At 62.3% G+C, this 16,133-nt stretch carries 16 protein-coding genes; 5 read left to right on the forward strand and 11 right to left on the reverse strand.

Annotation, left to right across the window (positions count from 1 at the left end; all coding sequences use genetic code 11):
• The first annotated feature begins 34 nt into the window (after positions 1-34).
• The 3 genes from acsF to hemA are packed head-to-tail and all read left to right on the forward strand — an operon-like array spanning position 35 to position 3,113.
• The gene (acsF, locus tag FIU90_RS13840) at positions 35-1,078 is read left to right on the forward strand and encodes a magnesium-protoporphyrin IX monomethyl ester (oxidative) cyclase (protein WP_152435865.1); all 1,044 of its coding nucleotides are present in this window, start codon (positions 35-37) and stop codon (positions 1,076-1,078) included.
• On the forward strand, positions 1,072-1,869 hold the full coding sequence (gene puhE / locus FIU90_RS13845; RefSeq protein ID WP_152435308.1) for a putative photosynthetic complex assembly protein PuhE: 798 nt from the start codon (positions 1,072-1,074) through the stop codon (positions 1,867-1,869). The genes acsF and puhE overlap by 7 nt, the downstream gene beginning before the upstream one ends.
• A 23-nt stretch (positions 1,870-1,892) precedes the next feature.
• The gene (gene hemA / locus FIU90_RS13850) at positions 1,893-3,113 is read left to right on the forward strand and encodes a 5-aminolevulinate synthase (protein ID WP_152435309.1); all 1,221 of its coding nucleotides are present in this window, start codon (positions 1,893-1,895) and stop codon (positions 3,111-3,113) included.
• A 105-nt stretch (positions 3,114-3,218) separates the two neighbouring features.
• Here the strand turns inward: hemA and FIU90_RS13855 are convergent, their stop codons facing one another.
• A complete protein-coding gene (locus FIU90_RS13855) occupies positions 3,219-3,806 on the reverse strand; it encodes a pseudoazurin (RefSeq protein WP_152435310.1) in 588 nt (195 codons plus the stop codon).
• A gap of 232 nt (positions 3,807-4,038) precedes the next feature.
• Here FIU90_RS13855 and FIU90_RS13860 point away from each other — a divergent pair, with 232 nt between their 5' ends.
• Positions 4,039-4,845 (forward strand): DUF1499 domain-containing protein, encoded by an 807-nt coding sequence (locus FIU90_RS13860; protein ID WP_152435311.1) that lies wholly within the window; start codon positions 4,039-4,041, stop codon positions 4,843-4,845.
• Positions 4,846-4,857: 12 nt separating this feature from the next.
• Here FIU90_RS13860 and FIU90_RS13865 read toward each other — a convergent pair whose 3' ends face one another.
• From FIU90_RS13865 to FIU90_RS13905, 9 genes are all read right to left on the reverse strand, one after another.
• The gene (locus FIU90_RS13865) at positions 4,858-5,463 is read right to left on the reverse strand and encodes a CDP-alcohol phosphatidyltransferase family protein (RefSeq protein WP_152435312.1); all 606 of its coding nucleotides are present in this window, start codon (positions 5,461-5,463) and stop codon (positions 4,858-4,860) included.
• Entirely contained in the window at positions 5,456-6,775 is a 1,320-nt protein-coding gene (locus FIU90_RS13870) for a NupC/NupG family nucleoside CNT transporter (protein ID WP_152435313.1), read from the reverse strand. The genes FIU90_RS13865 and FIU90_RS13870 overlap by 8 nt, the downstream gene beginning before the upstream one ends.
• Before the next feature lie 35 nt (positions 6,776-6,810).
• Positions 6,811-7,245 (reverse strand): hypothetical protein, encoded by a 435-nt coding sequence (locus FIU90_RS13875; protein WP_152435314.1) that lies wholly within the window; start codon positions 7,243-7,245, stop codon positions 6,811-6,813.
• A gap of 29 nt (positions 7,246-7,274) precedes the next feature.
• On the reverse strand, positions 7,275-9,413 hold the full coding sequence (locus FIU90_RS13880; protein ID WP_152435315.1) for an FAD-dependent oxidoreductase: 2,139 nt from the start codon (positions 9,411-9,413) through the stop codon (positions 7,275-7,277).
• 44 nt (positions 9,414-9,457) lie between these two features.
• On the reverse strand, positions 9,458-10,579 hold the full coding sequence (locus tag FIU90_RS13885) for an FAD-dependent oxidoreductase (protein WP_152435316.1): 1,122 nt from the start codon (positions 10,577-10,579) through the stop codon (positions 9,458-9,460).
• A gap of 10 nt (positions 10,580-10,589) precedes the next feature.
• Positions 10,590-11,228, reverse strand: coding sequence for a bifunctional 4-hydroxy-2-oxoglutarate aldolase/2-dehydro-3-deoxy-phosphogluconate aldolase (locus FIU90_RS13890; RefSeq protein ID WP_152435317.1), 639 nt, complete (start codon positions 11,226-11,228; stop codon positions 10,590-10,592).
• Between the two features lie 102 nt (positions 11,229-11,330).
• Entirely contained in the window at positions 11,331-11,906 is a 576-nt protein-coding gene (locus FIU90_RS13895) for a hypothetical protein (protein ID WP_234029535.1), read from the reverse strand.
• 82 nt (positions 11,907-11,988) lie between these two features.
• On the reverse strand, positions 11,989-13,998 hold the full coding sequence (locus tag FIU90_RS13900; protein ID WP_172970272.1) for a sensor histidine kinase: 2,010 nt from the start codon (positions 13,996-13,998) through the stop codon (positions 11,989-11,991).
• Between the two features lie 71 nt (positions 13,999-14,069).
• Entirely contained in the window at positions 14,070-14,702 is a 633-nt protein-coding gene (locus tag FIU90_RS13905; protein ID WP_152435320.1) for a response regulator transcription factor, read from the reverse strand.
• A 151-nt stretch (positions 14,703-14,853) separates the two neighbouring features.
• Between FIU90_RS13905 and FIU90_RS13910 the strand changes: the two genes are divergently transcribed.
• Complete coding sequence (locus FIU90_RS13910; RefSeq protein ID WP_152435321.1) at positions 14,854-15,339, forward strand: hypothetical protein; 486 nt, start codon at positions 14,854-14,856, stop codon at positions 15,337-15,339.
• A 75-nt stretch (positions 15,340-15,414) separates the two neighbouring features.
• Here FIU90_RS13910 and FIU90_RS13915 read toward each other — a convergent pair whose 3' ends face one another.
• Positions 15,415-16,110: a LamG domain-containing protein gene (locus tag FIU90_RS13915; protein ID WP_152435322.1), complete on the reverse strand. Its 696-nt coding sequence runs from the start codon at positions 16,108-16,110 to the stop codon at positions 15,415-15,417.
• Positions 16,111-16,133 lie beyond the last annotated feature (23 nt).

The following is a 16,133-nucleotide window of genomic DNA, read 5'->3' on the forward strand; positions in this document are numbered from 1 at the left end:
GGCAAAGATAGAGCCTGCCCATGGCGGCAAGATCATGACCAGCGACGAGGCGATGGCGCTCGCGACGGAGGATACGATCCTCACGCCGCGCTTTTACACTACCGATTTCGATGCATTGGACGCGATCGACGTCAGCCTTGTTCGCGAGGAATGGGACCAGCTGATTGCCGACATGCTGGAGGATCCGAACAAAAAGCACTTCCGCGAGAAAGGCAGCTTCGAAGGGATCATCGAAAACCTCGAGCCAGAGCTTCGCGCCGAATTCACCGACTTCATGGTCAGTTCGATGACGTCGGAATTTTCCGGCTGTGTGCTCTATGCAGAGATCGCCCGGCGAACGAAGAACCCCGACGTGAAGCAGCTGTTCAAGCTGCTCGCCCGCGATGAAAGCCGCCATGCAGGTTTCATCAACGAAAGCCTCAAGGATGCAGGCATCGGGGTCGATCTCGGCTTCCTGACCAAAACGAAGAAATACACCTACTTCAAGCCGAAATTCATCTGGTACGCGGTCTACCTGTCGGAGAAGATCGGATACGCGCGCTACATCACGATCTACCGGCACCTCGCCGCAAACCCGCAAAACAAGTTTCACCCGATCTTCGACTGGTTCGAGGAATGGTGCAACGACGAGTTCCGCCATGGCGAAGCCTTCGCGATGCTGATGCGCGCCGATCCCAAGCTTCTCCAGGGGCATAACAGGCTGTGGATCCGGTTCTTCCTGCTCTCGGTCTACGCGACGATGTATGTACGCGACCATGCGCGGCCCGTCTTCCACCGCGCGCTGGGCGTCGATCCGACCGAATACGATTACAAGGTGTTCGAGGTCTGCAACCAGATCAGCCGCCAGGTCTTCCCGGTCGAGCTCGATATCGACAATCCCAAGTTCCGCGCCCGGATGGAGGCGCTGCGTAAGGCTGCGCTGCGCATCGAAGACGGTAAGGCGCAAGGCGGCATCGGCGGCCTCGCCAAGCGCATAAGCGGGATGGCGGGTGCGGGATACAACTTTGCGCGCATGTACTTCCAGCGCACCAAGCCCAACACGCTGCCGCAATCGATCAGGCTGCAACCCGCATGGTGAGCTGGAGCGGCCATATTGTGCCGTTCATCGTGACGGTGGCGATCTGGTTTGTCGCGACCGGGCTGATTGCCTGGGCCGACAACCGCGAGCGCTCTACCTTCTCGCGCAGCATCCTGATCGGCGGAGCCTGCGGGATTGCTGCCCTGATCGCGATCCTTATCGCATCGCAATCGGTTTCTCTCTGGGCGATCTATCTCGCCTTTGGCGGCGCGCTGATGGTTTGGGGCTGGCATGAGATCGGCTTCCTGACCGGAGCCGCCGCCGGGCCGCGCCGTGAGCCCGCCGAAGCGGGGCTGAAAGGCGCGCGCAGGTTCGCGCAGGCGAGCGCCACCGTGATCCATCACGAGGTTGCGCTCGCGCTCACCGCGCTGCTGCTGATTTCGCTTTCTTGGAATGCGCCGAACCAAATTGGGGCGACCGTGTTCGTTCTTCTGTTCGGCCTGAGGCTCACAGCCAAGATCAACATTTTCGTCGGCGTGCCCAACTCCTCCGCCGAAATGCTCCCGGCGCACCTCGCCTATCTCAAGACCTATTTCGGAGCCAACCGCATGACGGCGCTGCTCGCCGCCTCGATCCTCGCGATCCTCGCGATGGCGGGCTGGTTCGGCTCGCTCGCGCTCGCAGCGCCGATCGGCAGCGCGGAGATGGTGGGCGCAAGCCTGCTCACGACGCTGTGCCTCTTGGGCGCGCTCGAACACCTGTTTCTCGCCCTGCCATTCCGCGACGGGATGCTGTGGGGCTGGGCCCTGCCGAACAGGCAAGTCGCCCGCAATACGGACACCAGAACATGACTTTCAAAGCAGAGGGACAACCCATGGACTTCGAAGCCTATTTCGCCGGCGAGCTCGATACCGTTCGCGAAGACGGACGCTACCGGGTCTTCACCGATATCAAGCGGCATAGGGGCAAGTTCCCGCACGCGACCCGCTTTGTCGAAGAGGAGACGCAGGCGGTCACAGTGTGGTGCTCGAACGATTATCTCGGCATGGGCCAGCATCCCAAGGTGCTCGAAGCCATGCACGATTGCCTGGATGAATGCGGCGCGGGCGCTGGCGGCACGCGCAACATTTCAGGGACCAACCACTATCACGTCCTCTTGGAGCGCGAACTTGCCGATCTTCACGGCAAGGAGTCCGCCTTGCTCTTTACCAGTGGGTACGTTTCGAATTGGGCGGGTCTGGGGACTCTCGCAGCAAAGATCCCAGGCTGCGTTGTGTTCTCGGATTCGCTCAACCATGCCTCGATGATCGAGGGCATCCGGCACAGCCGCGCGCCCTACAAGATCTGGAAACACAACGATGTGGAAGACCTCGACCGGATGCTGTCCGAGTTCGGCCCGGAGGTTCCCAAGCTCGTCGCGTTCGAAAGCGTCTATTCGATGGACGGAGATATCGCGCCCATCGCCGAGATTCTCGACGTCTGCGAAAAGCACGGCGCGATGAGTTATATCGACGAGGTTCATGCGGTTGGCCTTTATGGCCCGCGCGGCGGCGGCATTGCCGAGCGCGAAGGGCTGATGGACCGCATCACTGTGATCGAAGGGACGTTAGGCAAAGCGTTCGGCGTCATGGGCGGCTATATCGCGGCCTCGGCCAATCTCGTCGATTTTGTGCGGAGCTTTGCAAGCGGGTTCATCTTCTCGACCGCTCTGCCCCCTGCGATTGCAGCCGGTGCGGCAGCGAGCATCCGACACCTCAAGCAAAGCAGCGAGGAGCGCGAGCTCCAGCGCGAGCGCGTGGCGCAAGTCCGCCGCAAGCTCGACATCATGGGCATCCCGCACCTCGACAATCCCAGCCACATCATCCCGGTGATGGTAGGCGATGCGCACAAATGCAAACGCATCAGCGACTGGCTAATGGATAATCACGGAATCTACGTGCAGCCGATCAATTACCCGACCGTCCCGGTCGGTACCGAGCGGCTGCGCCTCACACCTTCGCCGGTCCATTCGGACGGCGATATCGATGCGCTGATCAATGCTCTGAGCGAGATCTGGTCGCAATGCGAACTCGCGCGGATGTCGGCTGCGGCCTGATCCCATCCGCAAGCCGCGCAACCCCGCGCGGTCCGTATCGGCCAAGATAAAGGGCGGCGTGGTTCTAACCACGCCGCCCTTTCAATTTCTGCGATCCGAAGAGGGTTAGCCGCCGAGCATGCCGCTGCTTTCGGCTTCCTCGAAGATTTCACCAAATTTGCGCCCGGCCAGGCCCGGATGGGTCACGGCCTTTGCCGCTTCGAGGTTATCGGTCATGCCATCGCCTTCGACAATGATGAGGCCGACCATGCCGGCGGCGTAGTGCGGTACGCACTGATAGCCGTAGACGCCCGGTTTCGGCAGGACGTAGGACACTTCCTGGTTGATCTCACCTTCCCAGCCGCGCACGCCCTCGGGCAGCATACCTTCGATCGAGCTCGACTGGTGGGTCGGATCGGTCGGAACGAACTTGACCGTATCGCCGACCTTTGCGGTGATCAGGCGCGGCTTGAACACCTGGAGACCGCTTCCATCGGGATCACGGGTGAGCATCTGCACTTCGATGACGGTTCCGTTGGGCTCGACCTCGGGAGCTGCGGGAGCTGCCTCGGCGGGCTCGGGATCGGCTGCCGCGGCGGTCGCTGCGGGTTCTTCGGTCGCCGGCGCCGGGGTTTCGTCGGCACGGATGTCACAGGCCGCAAGTGTCATGAGGCTGCCGAGGGCGATAGCGCTCAAAAGATGGGTACGCTTCATATTTGTATCCTTCTCAAACCTTCAGAAAGCCCCGCAGGGCGCGGGGCGGGATCGTTTCTTAAGCGTTAGAACACAAAGGGTTGCACGGTTCGCCTCCCGCCCTTCACGCGCTTTCCGCACACCCCTAACGCGCGAAAGCCGTAGGGTTTCCCGACAAAATTGACAGTTCTTGGACCATTGCCGCCCCTTACTCGCCATTGCCAAGCCCGGCACTGGCGCTAAACAGGCGGCCATGAAGAACATCTCATGGAAATCGAAACTCGTCGCCGGTCTGCTGGCTTTCTTGCCGCTGTATTTCTCTGCAGCCGCGCTCGGCACAAAATTCGGCTTCTGGAGCTGGCAGACGGGGCTAGGCACGCTGACGGTCGGCGGCGGGCCAATCGTGCTGGGTGCTGTCGCGATCATATCGCTCGTCCTTCTGATCATGGCGCTGATCAAGAAGCCGAGGACGGGCTGGGTTCTCCCGGCGATAGGTGTGCTCGTGCCTCTGGGGATACTCGCAGCGCTTTTGTCGCTCGGAGCAACCGCAGCTGAACATCCGATACACGACGTCGCAACCGATACCGCAAACCCACCCGAGTTCTCCGCCGAGACGATGGCAGCGCGCGAGGCGTTTGGCGCAAATCCGCTGCACGACTACCAGACCCCGCTTCGCGACCTCGAGATGTTCAAACCGTACAGCGAAGAAGAACCCGAGATGGGTATCAAATCGCATGCGCAGATCATCACCGACACCTATGCCGATCTTTCTCCGTTGCCGCTCGGGGGCGCGAGCAAGGAAGACGCGGTGGCAGCCGTCGCCGCGGCGATGGGCAAGATGGGTTTTGACGACATTCGCACCGACGTAGAGGCAGGCCGGGTCGAGGGCGTCGCAGAGACATTCTGGTTCGGCTTCAAGGACGATGTGGTCGCGCGGGTCGGCGAAAACGAGATCGATTTTCGCTCGGTCAGCCGTGTGGGTCGCAGCGATCTCGGCGCAAATGCGAAACGGATCGAGGAATTGCGCGAACTTACCGCGAGCCAGATCGGACAGCGGTAACTTTCGGGCCGATCATTCGCGAAATTGGATGACCGCCAGTGCGCTGCGCTGGAACACGGTCAGCACGCACAGCGCCGCGTAGCTGTAAGCGAGCACCGGAAACCATCCCGGAAACAGGCACATCGTGATGAACACAGCGATGGTCTCGGCCCCTTCGGCAAGACCGGTCGAATAGAAGAAGCTCTTCTTCCCGTGCGCCTCGGTGCTCTCCCCGCGCTCCGCTGCGATGACCGCGAAGGCGAGAAAGCTGACGCCCGTCAGAACGAAGCTCGCGACCAGTACCAGTGCGGGCAGCGTGTTCTCGCTTGCCAGCACCCCGAAGCCGAGCGGGATCGAGACGTAGAACGCGAAATCCGAAACGATGTCGAAATAGCCGCCCAACACGGTCGGCCCGTTGATCCGCGCAACCGCTCCGTCAAGGCCGTCGAAGACCCGGTTTGCAACGATGAGCGCGAGGCCCAGCCAGATCTCGCCCAGCGCAATGGCAGCCGCACCCATCAGCCCTAGCAGCAAGCCTAAAAGCGTCAGAAGATTGGCCGTCACTCCCGACCGCGCAATCGCCCTGCCCACACGATAGAGCGGCGGGTCGATCAGCGGGCGAAGCTTTGCGTCAAGCATAGACGGCTCTTGCAGCTGGCTCGAAAATGCTTTCGATCCATCCGCCGGTCACAAGACCTATCCACGCGCCGGTCATTGCGGTGGCTAGGTTGCCCGCGATCCAGCTGCGGATGCCGAGCCCCGCCGCCTCCGCCCGGCGCTCCGGGCAGAGCGTTCCGATGGTCGAAACCAGTAAGCCGACGCTCGCCAGATTAGCGACACCGCACAGCGCATAGGTCACTATCAGAAGACTTCGGTCCGAAAACGTGCCGTCGGGCAGCGCGGCTAGCTCAAGGTAAGCGACGTACTCGTTGAGGATTGCCTTCGTCCCCATCAGCCCGCCCGCAGCCTGAGCCTCGTCCCAAGGCACGCCGATCACCCACATTAGCGGTGCGAAGAGCCAGCCGAACATGCGCCTCAGTGTCAGCGGTTCGTCGCCGACCAAAGGTAACAGCGCGAGCACTTGGTCAGTGAGCGAAACCAACGCGAACACAACGATGATCACAGCGATCACCGCTAGGAACAGCTGCATTCCGTCCATCGTCCCCTTCACGATGGCATCGATGCTGCTTTCGTATTTGAGCCCCGGCTCTTCGCCCTCAACCTCGGTCGCTTTTTCCTCGCCATTGCCCGGCACCATTAGCTTGGCGATCAACAGCGCGGCGGGAAGCGAAACGAGCGATGCCGAGATCATGTGGCCGACCGCATCGGGCACAGTCTCGCGCAAGGTCGTTGCGTACAGGATGAGGATCGCGCCGCTGATCGTCGCCATTGCGAGCACCATCACCTGGAACAGCTCGGCACGGCTCATCCTTGCGAAATATGCGCGCACCACCAGCGGGCTTTCGACCACTCCCAAGAACAGGTTTGCCCCGCCCGAGAGGCCAACCACGCCGCTCACCTTCAGTGACTTGCGCAGCAGGTAGGAAAGCCCGTTTACGATCCATCGCAACACGCCCCAGTGCCATAGCAGCGCTGCAATGGCGGAGAAGACAATGACGAGCGGCAGGATCTGGAATGCAATGACGAGCGGGGGTTCGGCGCCGTCCTTCAACTCGAACGGCAGCGGCGCGCCGCCGAGATAGCCGAACATGTAGGATGAGCCGTCCAATGTTGCGCGCTCGATCGCGGCAACCCCCTCATTGGCGAGTGTCATGACGTGCCATACGAAGGGCACGCGCACGATCAGCAGTGCGAGTGCTCCCTGCAAGGCAAGCGCGCCCGCAATCCAGCGCCACGTAGGGCGGCCGCGCCTGTCTTCGCTTAGCCCCCATGCTATGAGAAGCAGCACGGCAATCCCGAAAATGCCGCGCAGCTGGTCGAACAGTTCCAAATGGCTTCCCCGTCGTGCGCCAAGGAGCAACAGGCTCAGGCGCTGTCAGAACTTTTCTTCTTGCCGAAAACATTGTCGAGCGCCAGCCTGTCGAACTCGTGAAAGGCGATCAGCGCAAGCGCAGCGCCCGCAACGGTGATCGACGGGAAAAACAGGATGTTGGCGTCTTCGTGCAGATACTCGCCGAAGGGGTCGAGGAAATGCCGCCAGATCGGCAATGCGCCGCCGACGAGGATCAACGCGGACCCTGCGAGCGTGTACTTGCGGAAGAGTCCCAGCACGACCAGCAGTCCGAGAACGATCTCCGCCCACCCGAATGCGAGCTGGAAGACCGCCTGCGATCCGACGCCGCTGTAATACTTGTCGGCGAGCATTTCGCCGCGTTCGCCCACCACTCGGACAAGTCCCCATACGACCAGCAACAGACCGGTGCCGATCCGCATGATGAGGAGGGAAATCGAACGAAGCATGGGACTTTCTCCGGAATAGTTTGGGCGGCCTAGCCGCGACGCCAGTCGTGGTATTTCTCGACCCAGCCGAGCAGTTTTTCAGGTTTGTTTGCGCGCTTCCAGTCGCCGGCTGCGAATTTGTTTGCCTCGGCCATGGTCGGATAGGAATGGATCGTGCCGAGGATTTTGTTGAGGCCGATCTTGTGCTTCATCGCGAGCACATATTCCGCGAGCAATTCGCCTGCATGGCTGCCGACGATGGTGACACCGAGGATCGTATCCTTGCCGGGCTTTGTGAGCACCTTGACGAACCCCTTGGTCTCGCTCTCGGCAATTGCGCGGTCGAGATCATCGAGATCGTACCGTGTGACCTCGTATTCGATGCCCTGCTCCTTCGCTTCCACCTCGTTGAGGCCGACGCGGGCGAATTCGGGATCGAGGAAGGTCACCGCCGGGATCACGCGGTAGTCGGCCTTGAACCGCCGGAATTGTCCGAACAGCGAATTGACGCTCGCATACCATGCCTGGTGGCTGGCGACATGGGTGAACTGGTATGGACCGGCGACGTCACCCGCGGCGTAGATATTGGGGAATTTGGTGGCGAGGAATTCGTCGGTGACGACCGTGTTCCGGGTATCGATGCCAAGCTCCTCCAGCCCGAAGCCGGTCAGCCGCGCCTTGCGCCCGACCGCAACGATCAGCGTGTCGAAGGGGATGCTGGTCTCGCCATTGGTACTTTCGGTTAACAGCGCGCCGTTTTCGACACGCACCGCCTTGTGCTCGGTGAGGACGGAAACGCCCGCCTCTTCGAGGACGGATTTCGCGAGCTCCGATACTTCCGCATCCTCGCGCCCGAGCACGCGCGGCTCCATCTCGACCTGCGTCACATTCGAGCCGAGCCGAGCCAGCGCCTGCGAAAGCTCACATCCGATGGGGCCGCCGCCCAGCACAGCAACGCGCTTCGGCGCTTTATCCATCCCGGCAAAGGCATCCCACATGGTCTCGCTGGTGAGATAGCCGCTGTTCTCGATCCCCTCGATCGGAGGCACAACCGGCTCCGCTCCGCTCGCGATCACGATGCTGCGGGTCGTGAGCCGCTGCGTGCCTCCAGAATTGAGCGCAATCTCGACCGTCCAGGGATCGACAATTTTTGCATAGCCTTTCACCACATCGACCCCGAGCCCCTCGTAGCGCTCGACGCTGTCGTGCGGCTCGATCGCCTTGATCACATCCATCACTCGGGCGATGGTTTCGCGGAAGGGCACTTCGGGCTCGACGGGCTTGAGGCCATACCGGTCTGCATGGCGCATTGTCGCTGCGACCTTGGCACTCTTGATCAGCGCCTTCGAAGGCACGCAGCCGGTATTGAGGCAATCGCCGCCCATCTCGTTCGCTTCGACCAGCGTGACCTTCGCCTTCACCGTCGCAGCGATATAGGCGGAGACGAGCCCGGCCGAGCCAGCGCCGATCACCACCATGTTGCGATCGAAGCTCTTGGGTTTGGTGTAGCCCTTGTAGATACGGCGGCGCTTGATGATCGCGATGATTCCCTTCGCGACCCAAGGGACGAAGGCGAGGAACACGAAAGATCCGATCAGCATCGGCGAGAGCAGGCCGGACGTACTCTCGATCTGCGCGAGCTGCGTTCCCGCATTCACATAAGCGATAGTGCCGAGCAGCATCCCGACCTGGCTCACCCATGCGAATGTCCACGTCCTGATCCGCGTCAGCCCCATGACGAGATTGACGACGAAAAACGGGAAAAGCGGGATCATGCGGATCGTGAAAAGATAAAATGGCCCGTCGCGCTCCAATCCTTCGTTGATGGCCTTCAACCTTTCGCCGAACCGCGCCTCCACCCAGTCGCGCAGGACATAACGCGAGGAGAGGAAGGCGAGCGTCGCGCCGAGCGTCGAGGCGAAGGAGACGAGGATCGTGCCGACGACGAGCCCGAAAAGCGCGCCCGCCGCGAGCGTCATGATCGCCGCACCGGGCAGCGAGGCTGCGGTCACGCCGACATAGACTGCGAAGAACGCCGCCAGCACCAGCACCGGGTTTTCGCGATAGAACTGGTCGATTTCGCCTGCGACCTGCTTGACCCCGTCCAGCGTCAGGTAGCTGCCGAGGTCAAACAGGGAATAGGCTGCGATCAGCGCCGCGAGCGCGAGGATGATGACGATTTTCTTCATGTGTGAGCCTAATACCCCCGTGTTCGCTGATGGCATCTGTGAAGTTACAGGTTGCCGCCCAGCCGCGCGTACTTTCTGATCCAGCGCGTGTCGATCCGGTGTTTGAGCTTCGACACCCAGCGGCCCTCTGCCGCGAAAGGTCTATAGCTGGCGATTGCCGATCCGTCTCCGGTCGAAAGGAGATAGAGACTCGCCTGGCGCGGACTGTAAACTCGCTTCGGTTCGCCTCCCTGAGACGCGACACGAAGGTTTGCGGCCAGGGTCGGCCCCGCCTTTACAGCGTGCACTCCCGAGTGTGTCACGTCACGGTCCTGCCGCGAGGCAACATCGCCTACCGCGAATATGTCCGGGTGCGAGATCGAGCGCTGGTGCCTGTCGACCGCGATGAAGCCCGCCTCGTCGACCGATAGTCCGCTTGCCCCCGGCCAATCGGGCGCACCGCTTCCAACGGCCGCGACAACCAGGTCGAGCGGTTCGAGCGAGCGCCCGCCCGCCACCAGCGCGCCGCCCTCGAAACGCGCATCGTGCATGACGATTTCGATCCGCTGGTCGGCAAATGCGCAAATGACCTTCTGGCGCACCGCTCGGGCGAAGCCGGGGAGCAGTCCCTCGCTTCCGGCGACGAGCACCACTTCGGGGCGGGTCCGCGCGAGCGCCGCATTGCGCAAGGCGAATGCGATCTCGACCCCGCCCGCGCCGCCGCCGACCACCGCAAGCCGGGGCAATGCGCCAAGGCCCGGCATGCGCTCTTCCAGTTCGGTGACAAAGCGGTCGATCGGGCGAATATCGAGCAGCCTGCGATCATCGCCCAGGATTTTGCGCGCGCGCCCGACCCCGCCGGTGTCGAAAGAGGCAATGTCGAAGGCGATTTCCCGCCCGCCCCCGGTCGCGATCGTCCGCTTTGCCGGATCGAGCCCGACGCAGCGATCGAGCACCAGATGGACGCTCGCGCGCTCCGCCAGCGCCGCGATATCGACCAGTCCCGCGTCCCGATCATATTGCCCGCTGACCCAGCCGGGAACCATGCCGGAATAGCGCAAGGTCGGATGCGGGGTGAGCAGCGTCGCGCTTCGACAAGGGAGGCCGCGCTCGATCCAGTCGGCCAGCACCGCCAGATGCGCGTGACCGCCGCCCACCAGGCAGATGTGGTGCGCCTTGTCCGGCACCTTCGCAGACTCAGCTGCGTGCCGACTTCGCGATTGCGACCGCCTCTTCGGCAAGCTTCGTGATTTTAGCGAAATCGCCCGATTCCACGACGTCCTTGGGCGTGAGCCAGCTCCCCCCGCAGGCGAGCACCTGCGGCAGCGCCAGAAATTCAGCGAGATTCGATGCCGACACGCCGCCGGTGGGCATGAAGCGCATCTCGCGGAACACCGATCCCAAGGCCTTGAGCATCGGCACCCCGCCCGCAAGGCTTGCCGGGAAGAATTTGACCTCGCGCAGGCCCAGCGCATAGGCGCGCTGCACCTCGCCGGCGGTCATGGTGCCGGGGAAAAACGGGACGCTTTCGGCGAGACAGTATTCGGCTATCTCGTCGACGAGACCGGGGCACACGATGAACTGCGCGCCGGCCTCGCGCACCTGTTTTGCCTGGTCGAGCGTCAGTACCGTGCCCGCGCCCACGATCAGGTCGTCGCCTTCGGCTAGGATAGCCTTCATGCCTTCGAGCGCGTTGTCGCTGCGTAGCACCACCTCGATCACGCCGAGGCCGCCCGCGCCGAGCGCCTTGGCGGTCGCGACCGCGCGTGCCGGATCGTCATCGCCCACCAGCGGGACGACCGGTGCGCTTTGAAGACGGGATGCAAGCTGGCTCATCGTTCATTCCTTCGCCGGATATTCGATCAACCCTGCGATATAGGGTGCGGGCCGCAGGCGAAACGCCTTTTTGTCCGCATCCGTATGCACTGGCCGGAATTCTTACGAAGACGGAAGGCTCTTCTCGAGCGTCATCAGTGCAAGCGCGTCCTTGTTCGGGTTCGGCACCATCTCGCCTCCTTCTGCCGTGCCTGCCTCCTGACCCGGCCAATAGTGCCGGACCGAGTTTTCAGGCGGTGCATCGACTAGCTCTGCATCGAATGTCTCGACGATGGTGTGCTGGCCCTTAGGCGTGCTCCATTTGAGTTTCAGTTCGGTGAAGCGCGGACGTGTGTAGCGGCTGTATCCGATAAGCCCGTCGCACGCGCTCGCAACGCACTCGGTGCGCAGATTTCCGCCTTCGCCGGCGAAAATCACGGCAATGCGGTCCTCGGCATCGCCCGAGCCCTTGGCGACACACACGGCGACGCCGTAGCCGAAATCGTCGTCGACCGACATGAAGCTGGCTACTTCGTCCTCACCCGCCTTGCATGCCTGCGCGCCAGGCGACTGGTCCAGCGAATAGGGGCTTGCCCGGTTCTGCGCCTGCGTCTGCGGCGGCAGGGTGCCTGTCGTCGAACACGCCGAGGCAAGAGTTACGGTGGCGGCTAGTGCAGCGGTCTTGAGCGCATTGGTCATCGTCATTCTCCCTTCGATGCGCCCTGTCTAGAGCCGCTGCGGGCCGAAGCGCGATGGGGCCGATCACCCATCCCATTTCCGTTCATCGAGGCCCGGCGGGAACCTCGATTGTGAAGCGCGTTCCCTCGCCCGGCGCGGATTCGACCGAGAGGGCGTGGCCGGGCGCGGAAACGAAATCGTGCACCAGTGCGAGGCCCAGGCCGTGCCCCCCGCTTCCCTCGCCCTTGGCGCCGGGTTTGCCGAAGGCTCCGATCTGCTCCTCGCTCATCCCCTTGCCATCGTCGCCGACCGCGATCCGCGTCTTCTCGCCGCTTTGCCTCGCCGCGATCACGATCTCGCTCGCCCCGGAATGTTTGAGCGCGTTCGACACAAGATTGCTCACTGCGCGCATCAGGCCGACCGGGTCGGTATGGACGCTTGCCTCGCCCGGCTCGATGCGCAAGGCGATGCCCGCCTTGTCCGCCTCGCCGCGAAACATTGCCGCGACATTGCGCAGCACCAGCGATGCGGGGAAAGTTTCCGCCCCTTCATCGGGCTTTTCGCCCGCGAGCGGATCGTCTCCTTCCGGTTCCTCGGCAAGCCCGCTGGCGGTAACCGCTTCGAGATAATCGAGCGCGCTTTCGAGCTTGCCCGCCGCCTCAGCATCGCGATTGGCGATGCGAGAGAGGTTCTGCCGCAGCGCGATCATAGGCTGCTGAAGATCGTGCGAGGTCGATTGCAGCCGCGCGCGCATCGTCTCCGCCGCACCGCGCGCCGCATCATATCGCGATCGGCTTTCCTGAAGCGCATTGGCAAGCTCCAGCTTCTCGCGGGTCGCGGCCACTTCGGCGCTCAGCGAGCGATTGAGATCCTGCTGCATCGCCAGCATCCTCACCACGATGGCGATGAAGAAAGCGAGACTTTCGAACAGCAGGGTCGCGTGGAGATAATCGAGCGCGATGGTCATCGGCACCTCGCCCGGCATCAGGAGCACCGCCGCCATGACTGCAACGGTAAAGGCGATCGCTGCCGAGCCCGCGATGAAAGGCACCGCGCCCAGCACATTCGATCGCCACGCGAGCACGGCGATTGCGAGATAGGTCAATGCCGCCACGGGCACGAGCGCGAAGATCAGCCAGCGCAGCGCATCCGATTGCCAGGCGAACAGCGAAAATGCGAGCAAGACACCAAGCCCGACCTGCAGGAATTTGACCGCGCGGGCGAAACGGGGATGGCTCGCCTCGAGATCGGCAAAGGTCCGCGCAAATTGCAGCAGTGCAATCATCATCCCGCACAGCAGCACGAGATTGATCGGCTCGTACAGCCACATCGCTTTGGTAAAGACGAAGCGGTGAAGATACCCCTCGTTGTTGGCGACGAACAGCGCGCTTAACCCGGCATATCCGGCAAATCCCAGCGACAGCGGCCAGCCCACCAGCCGTCCCATGAAAAGCGCCGCGATAACGAGCGCGAGGATCGCGCCGTTGATCGTCCAGTTGAAACGCGCCTCCTGCATGTGGGCGGTGCGCATTCGCTCGGGTGTTGCGAAGGTCACCGGCATCCAGCTGCCGGTCGACGAGCGCATTCCGATCAGGATTTCGCTTGTCTCGCCCCCGTCCATCGCAAGCGGCGCAACGAGATACTGGCTCGCGACCGGCCGCGCGGAAAAGGGGGTGGAATTGTCGATATCGAGCAGCGTGCGGGTAATCGCGGCATCATCCACCTTGGCCACCACCAATTCATCGACAAAAGGTCGCTGGATATCGATCACCCACTCGCCTGCGCGCGAGGAGGGATTGTGGACCTGGACCAACAGCCAGACCGGGCGATCGAGATCGCCAAAATCGATCCAGGGCGTGTCCACCCGTTTGAATTCTTCTCGCGCCGAAAGCGGCCTTGAAAGATCGAGCGTGTCGCCATCGCCGATATAATAGCGCATCTGTCCGAATGGCTGGGCGTGGGCGTTGCCGCTCGGCAATTCAACCGCCTCGGAACCGCCGCTTCGGGGCTCCTGCGCACTCGCCGGGAAAAGCCCTGCGAGCGCCATGAGCAATGCGGCTATCACGCAGGAGCGTGCAAGCCATTGTCTCGTCCCGTGGTGGTTTCCCGTCATGGCGTCTCGATAGGACGCGATGACTTCGGACCCCATGGGGCGAATCCCCCATTCATCGGGGAAAAAGCGCGTCAAAGCTGCCTATGCTCATCGAGCAAGCCTTCCCTGAGCGCGTGGACGAGCAGCGCCGAGACCGAATTGACGCCCAGTTTCGCCATCAGGCTGGCCCGATGTTTCTCGACCGTCTTGGGGCTAATGAACAGCTTGTCTCCGATCGCGACATTCTGGTGACCGGAGGCGATCAGTGCGAGCACTTCGCGCTCGCGCGCGGTCAGCTCCTCGCGCTCGGGCTCGGCGGCAAGCTTGTCCGCCACTTCCTGCGCCACGAACTTACCTCCTGCGAGAATCTCTGTGAAGCCGCGCTGCATCTCATCGGGATCTGCGCTTTTCAGGAACAATCCGTCCACGCCTGCGGCAAGCCAGTCGGCTAGCATCCCGGTAGAGGTAAAGCCGGTCACGACCGCGACCCGGGTTTCGGGCGACCAGCGGCGCGCCTCGCCATAGACCTGCACCCCGCGCGCGAGCGGCATCGCGGCATCGAGCAGCAGGAGATCGGGCTTGTGTTCCTTTACGAGCGCGATCGTCTCCAGCCCGTTTTCGGCTTCCGCGACCACTTCTACATTGCCGATCTGCGCAAGGATTTCGCCTAGCGAACGTCGCACGATCGCGTGGTCATCGGCAATGATCGCCCGGAATTCGCTCATCGCGCTTTGTAACCCCCTGATACAAATAGCCCCGTCTGGCGGCAGGCCGCTGGATGGGGTATCTCCCCCATACAGAACATGTCGCACCCAAGGCAAACCACAGGGGCAAGGCCGGGCAGGACCGTTCGGCCCCGAACAGAGGGGAATGACAATGAAATTCGCAGCGAGGATAATGGGTGCGGCAATGCTGGCGGGCGCAATGGCTATGGCGGTTGCTCCTGCGGCGGTCGAGGCGAAGCCCAAATCGACCGCGGCCAGCGCGTCCAAGCACAAGCCGGGCGCACCCAAATATTCGAACCGACCGACGAAGCGCGCTCCGGCGCGTTCGGCAGCTTCAGTGCTCAAAGCGAGGGACGCGGCAAATGCGTGGCCGAGAAACTACATTGCCTACAAGGCGAAAAAAGGAACGGGCAAAAAGAGCGCGGTCAAGAGCAAGTTGTCCAAGGGTAAATCGGCCAAGTCGATCACAAACAAGGCGCGGCCCGGTCTCTTTTCGCGGATCGGCAACTGGTTCCGCTCGCTGATCGGCAGCAAGCCCAAAGCGAGCGCGCGCAAAGTTACCTTCCGGTCGGAACGGGTGAGCGCGGTGATCCCGCGTATGGGACGGACACCCAGCGGCCAGCTGATCGAACGCTGACGCCCATTCCAACAAAAACGAAGGGCCCTGCCACCGACGGCGGGGCCCTTTTTTCTGCGTGGTGCACTGACCTGCTTAGCGGTCGATCAACACCACGTCCTGATCGGCAAAGTTGCTGATGAGCGCAAGAAACTGAAGGTCGGGATGCGGATCGCTTTCGGAGAGCACATCGCGCAACCGGTAAGTCTCCAGCACGTCGGTGGCGATTGCTGCATCCCAGATCCTGAGCCCTCCGATTGCGCCGACGAAACCATCATCCTCCCCATAGGCCGAGCCGATATAGAGACCGTCGCTCGGCAGAGGCATCAGCGTCATTTCGAGCTGCGCTGCCACCTGACCATCGACGAGTACCGCAAGCGGATTGCCCAGGTCGATGAGCGCCACGTGGTGCGCCTTGCCATCGGCGAAGTCGAAAGGAACGGACTCGGTCTGTTCACCCGAAGAGACAATCAAACCATCGCGCTCGCGATCGATCGCGAGCAAATAGGACGCGCCATCCGGACCTGCGTTGGAAAGCATCACCGGGTCAAATCCGGGATCTTCGCTCCATCCTGCCTTGACCCAGAATTCGATCGTCGACTGGTCGGCGGGGTCAAGCCTGGGATCCGGTTCGAACGCCAATGTCTCTGTGCCGTCGAGCTCGAGCATGTCGAGCTCGTAGCCGCTCTCGGCGGTCACGGTTTCGCTCTCAGCCCCGCCACTGCATGCGACGAGGCCGAAAGCCGACATACCGAGTGCGAGGGAAGCGGTGATTGCCTTCGCAGTTGCCATGATTTTTCTCCGATTGAATTTGC

Source organism: Erythrobacter sp. THAF29 (assembly GCF_009363635.1).
Taxonomy (GTDB): Bacteria; Pseudomonadota; Alphaproteobacteria; order Sphingomonadales; family Sphingomonadaceae; genus Erythrobacter.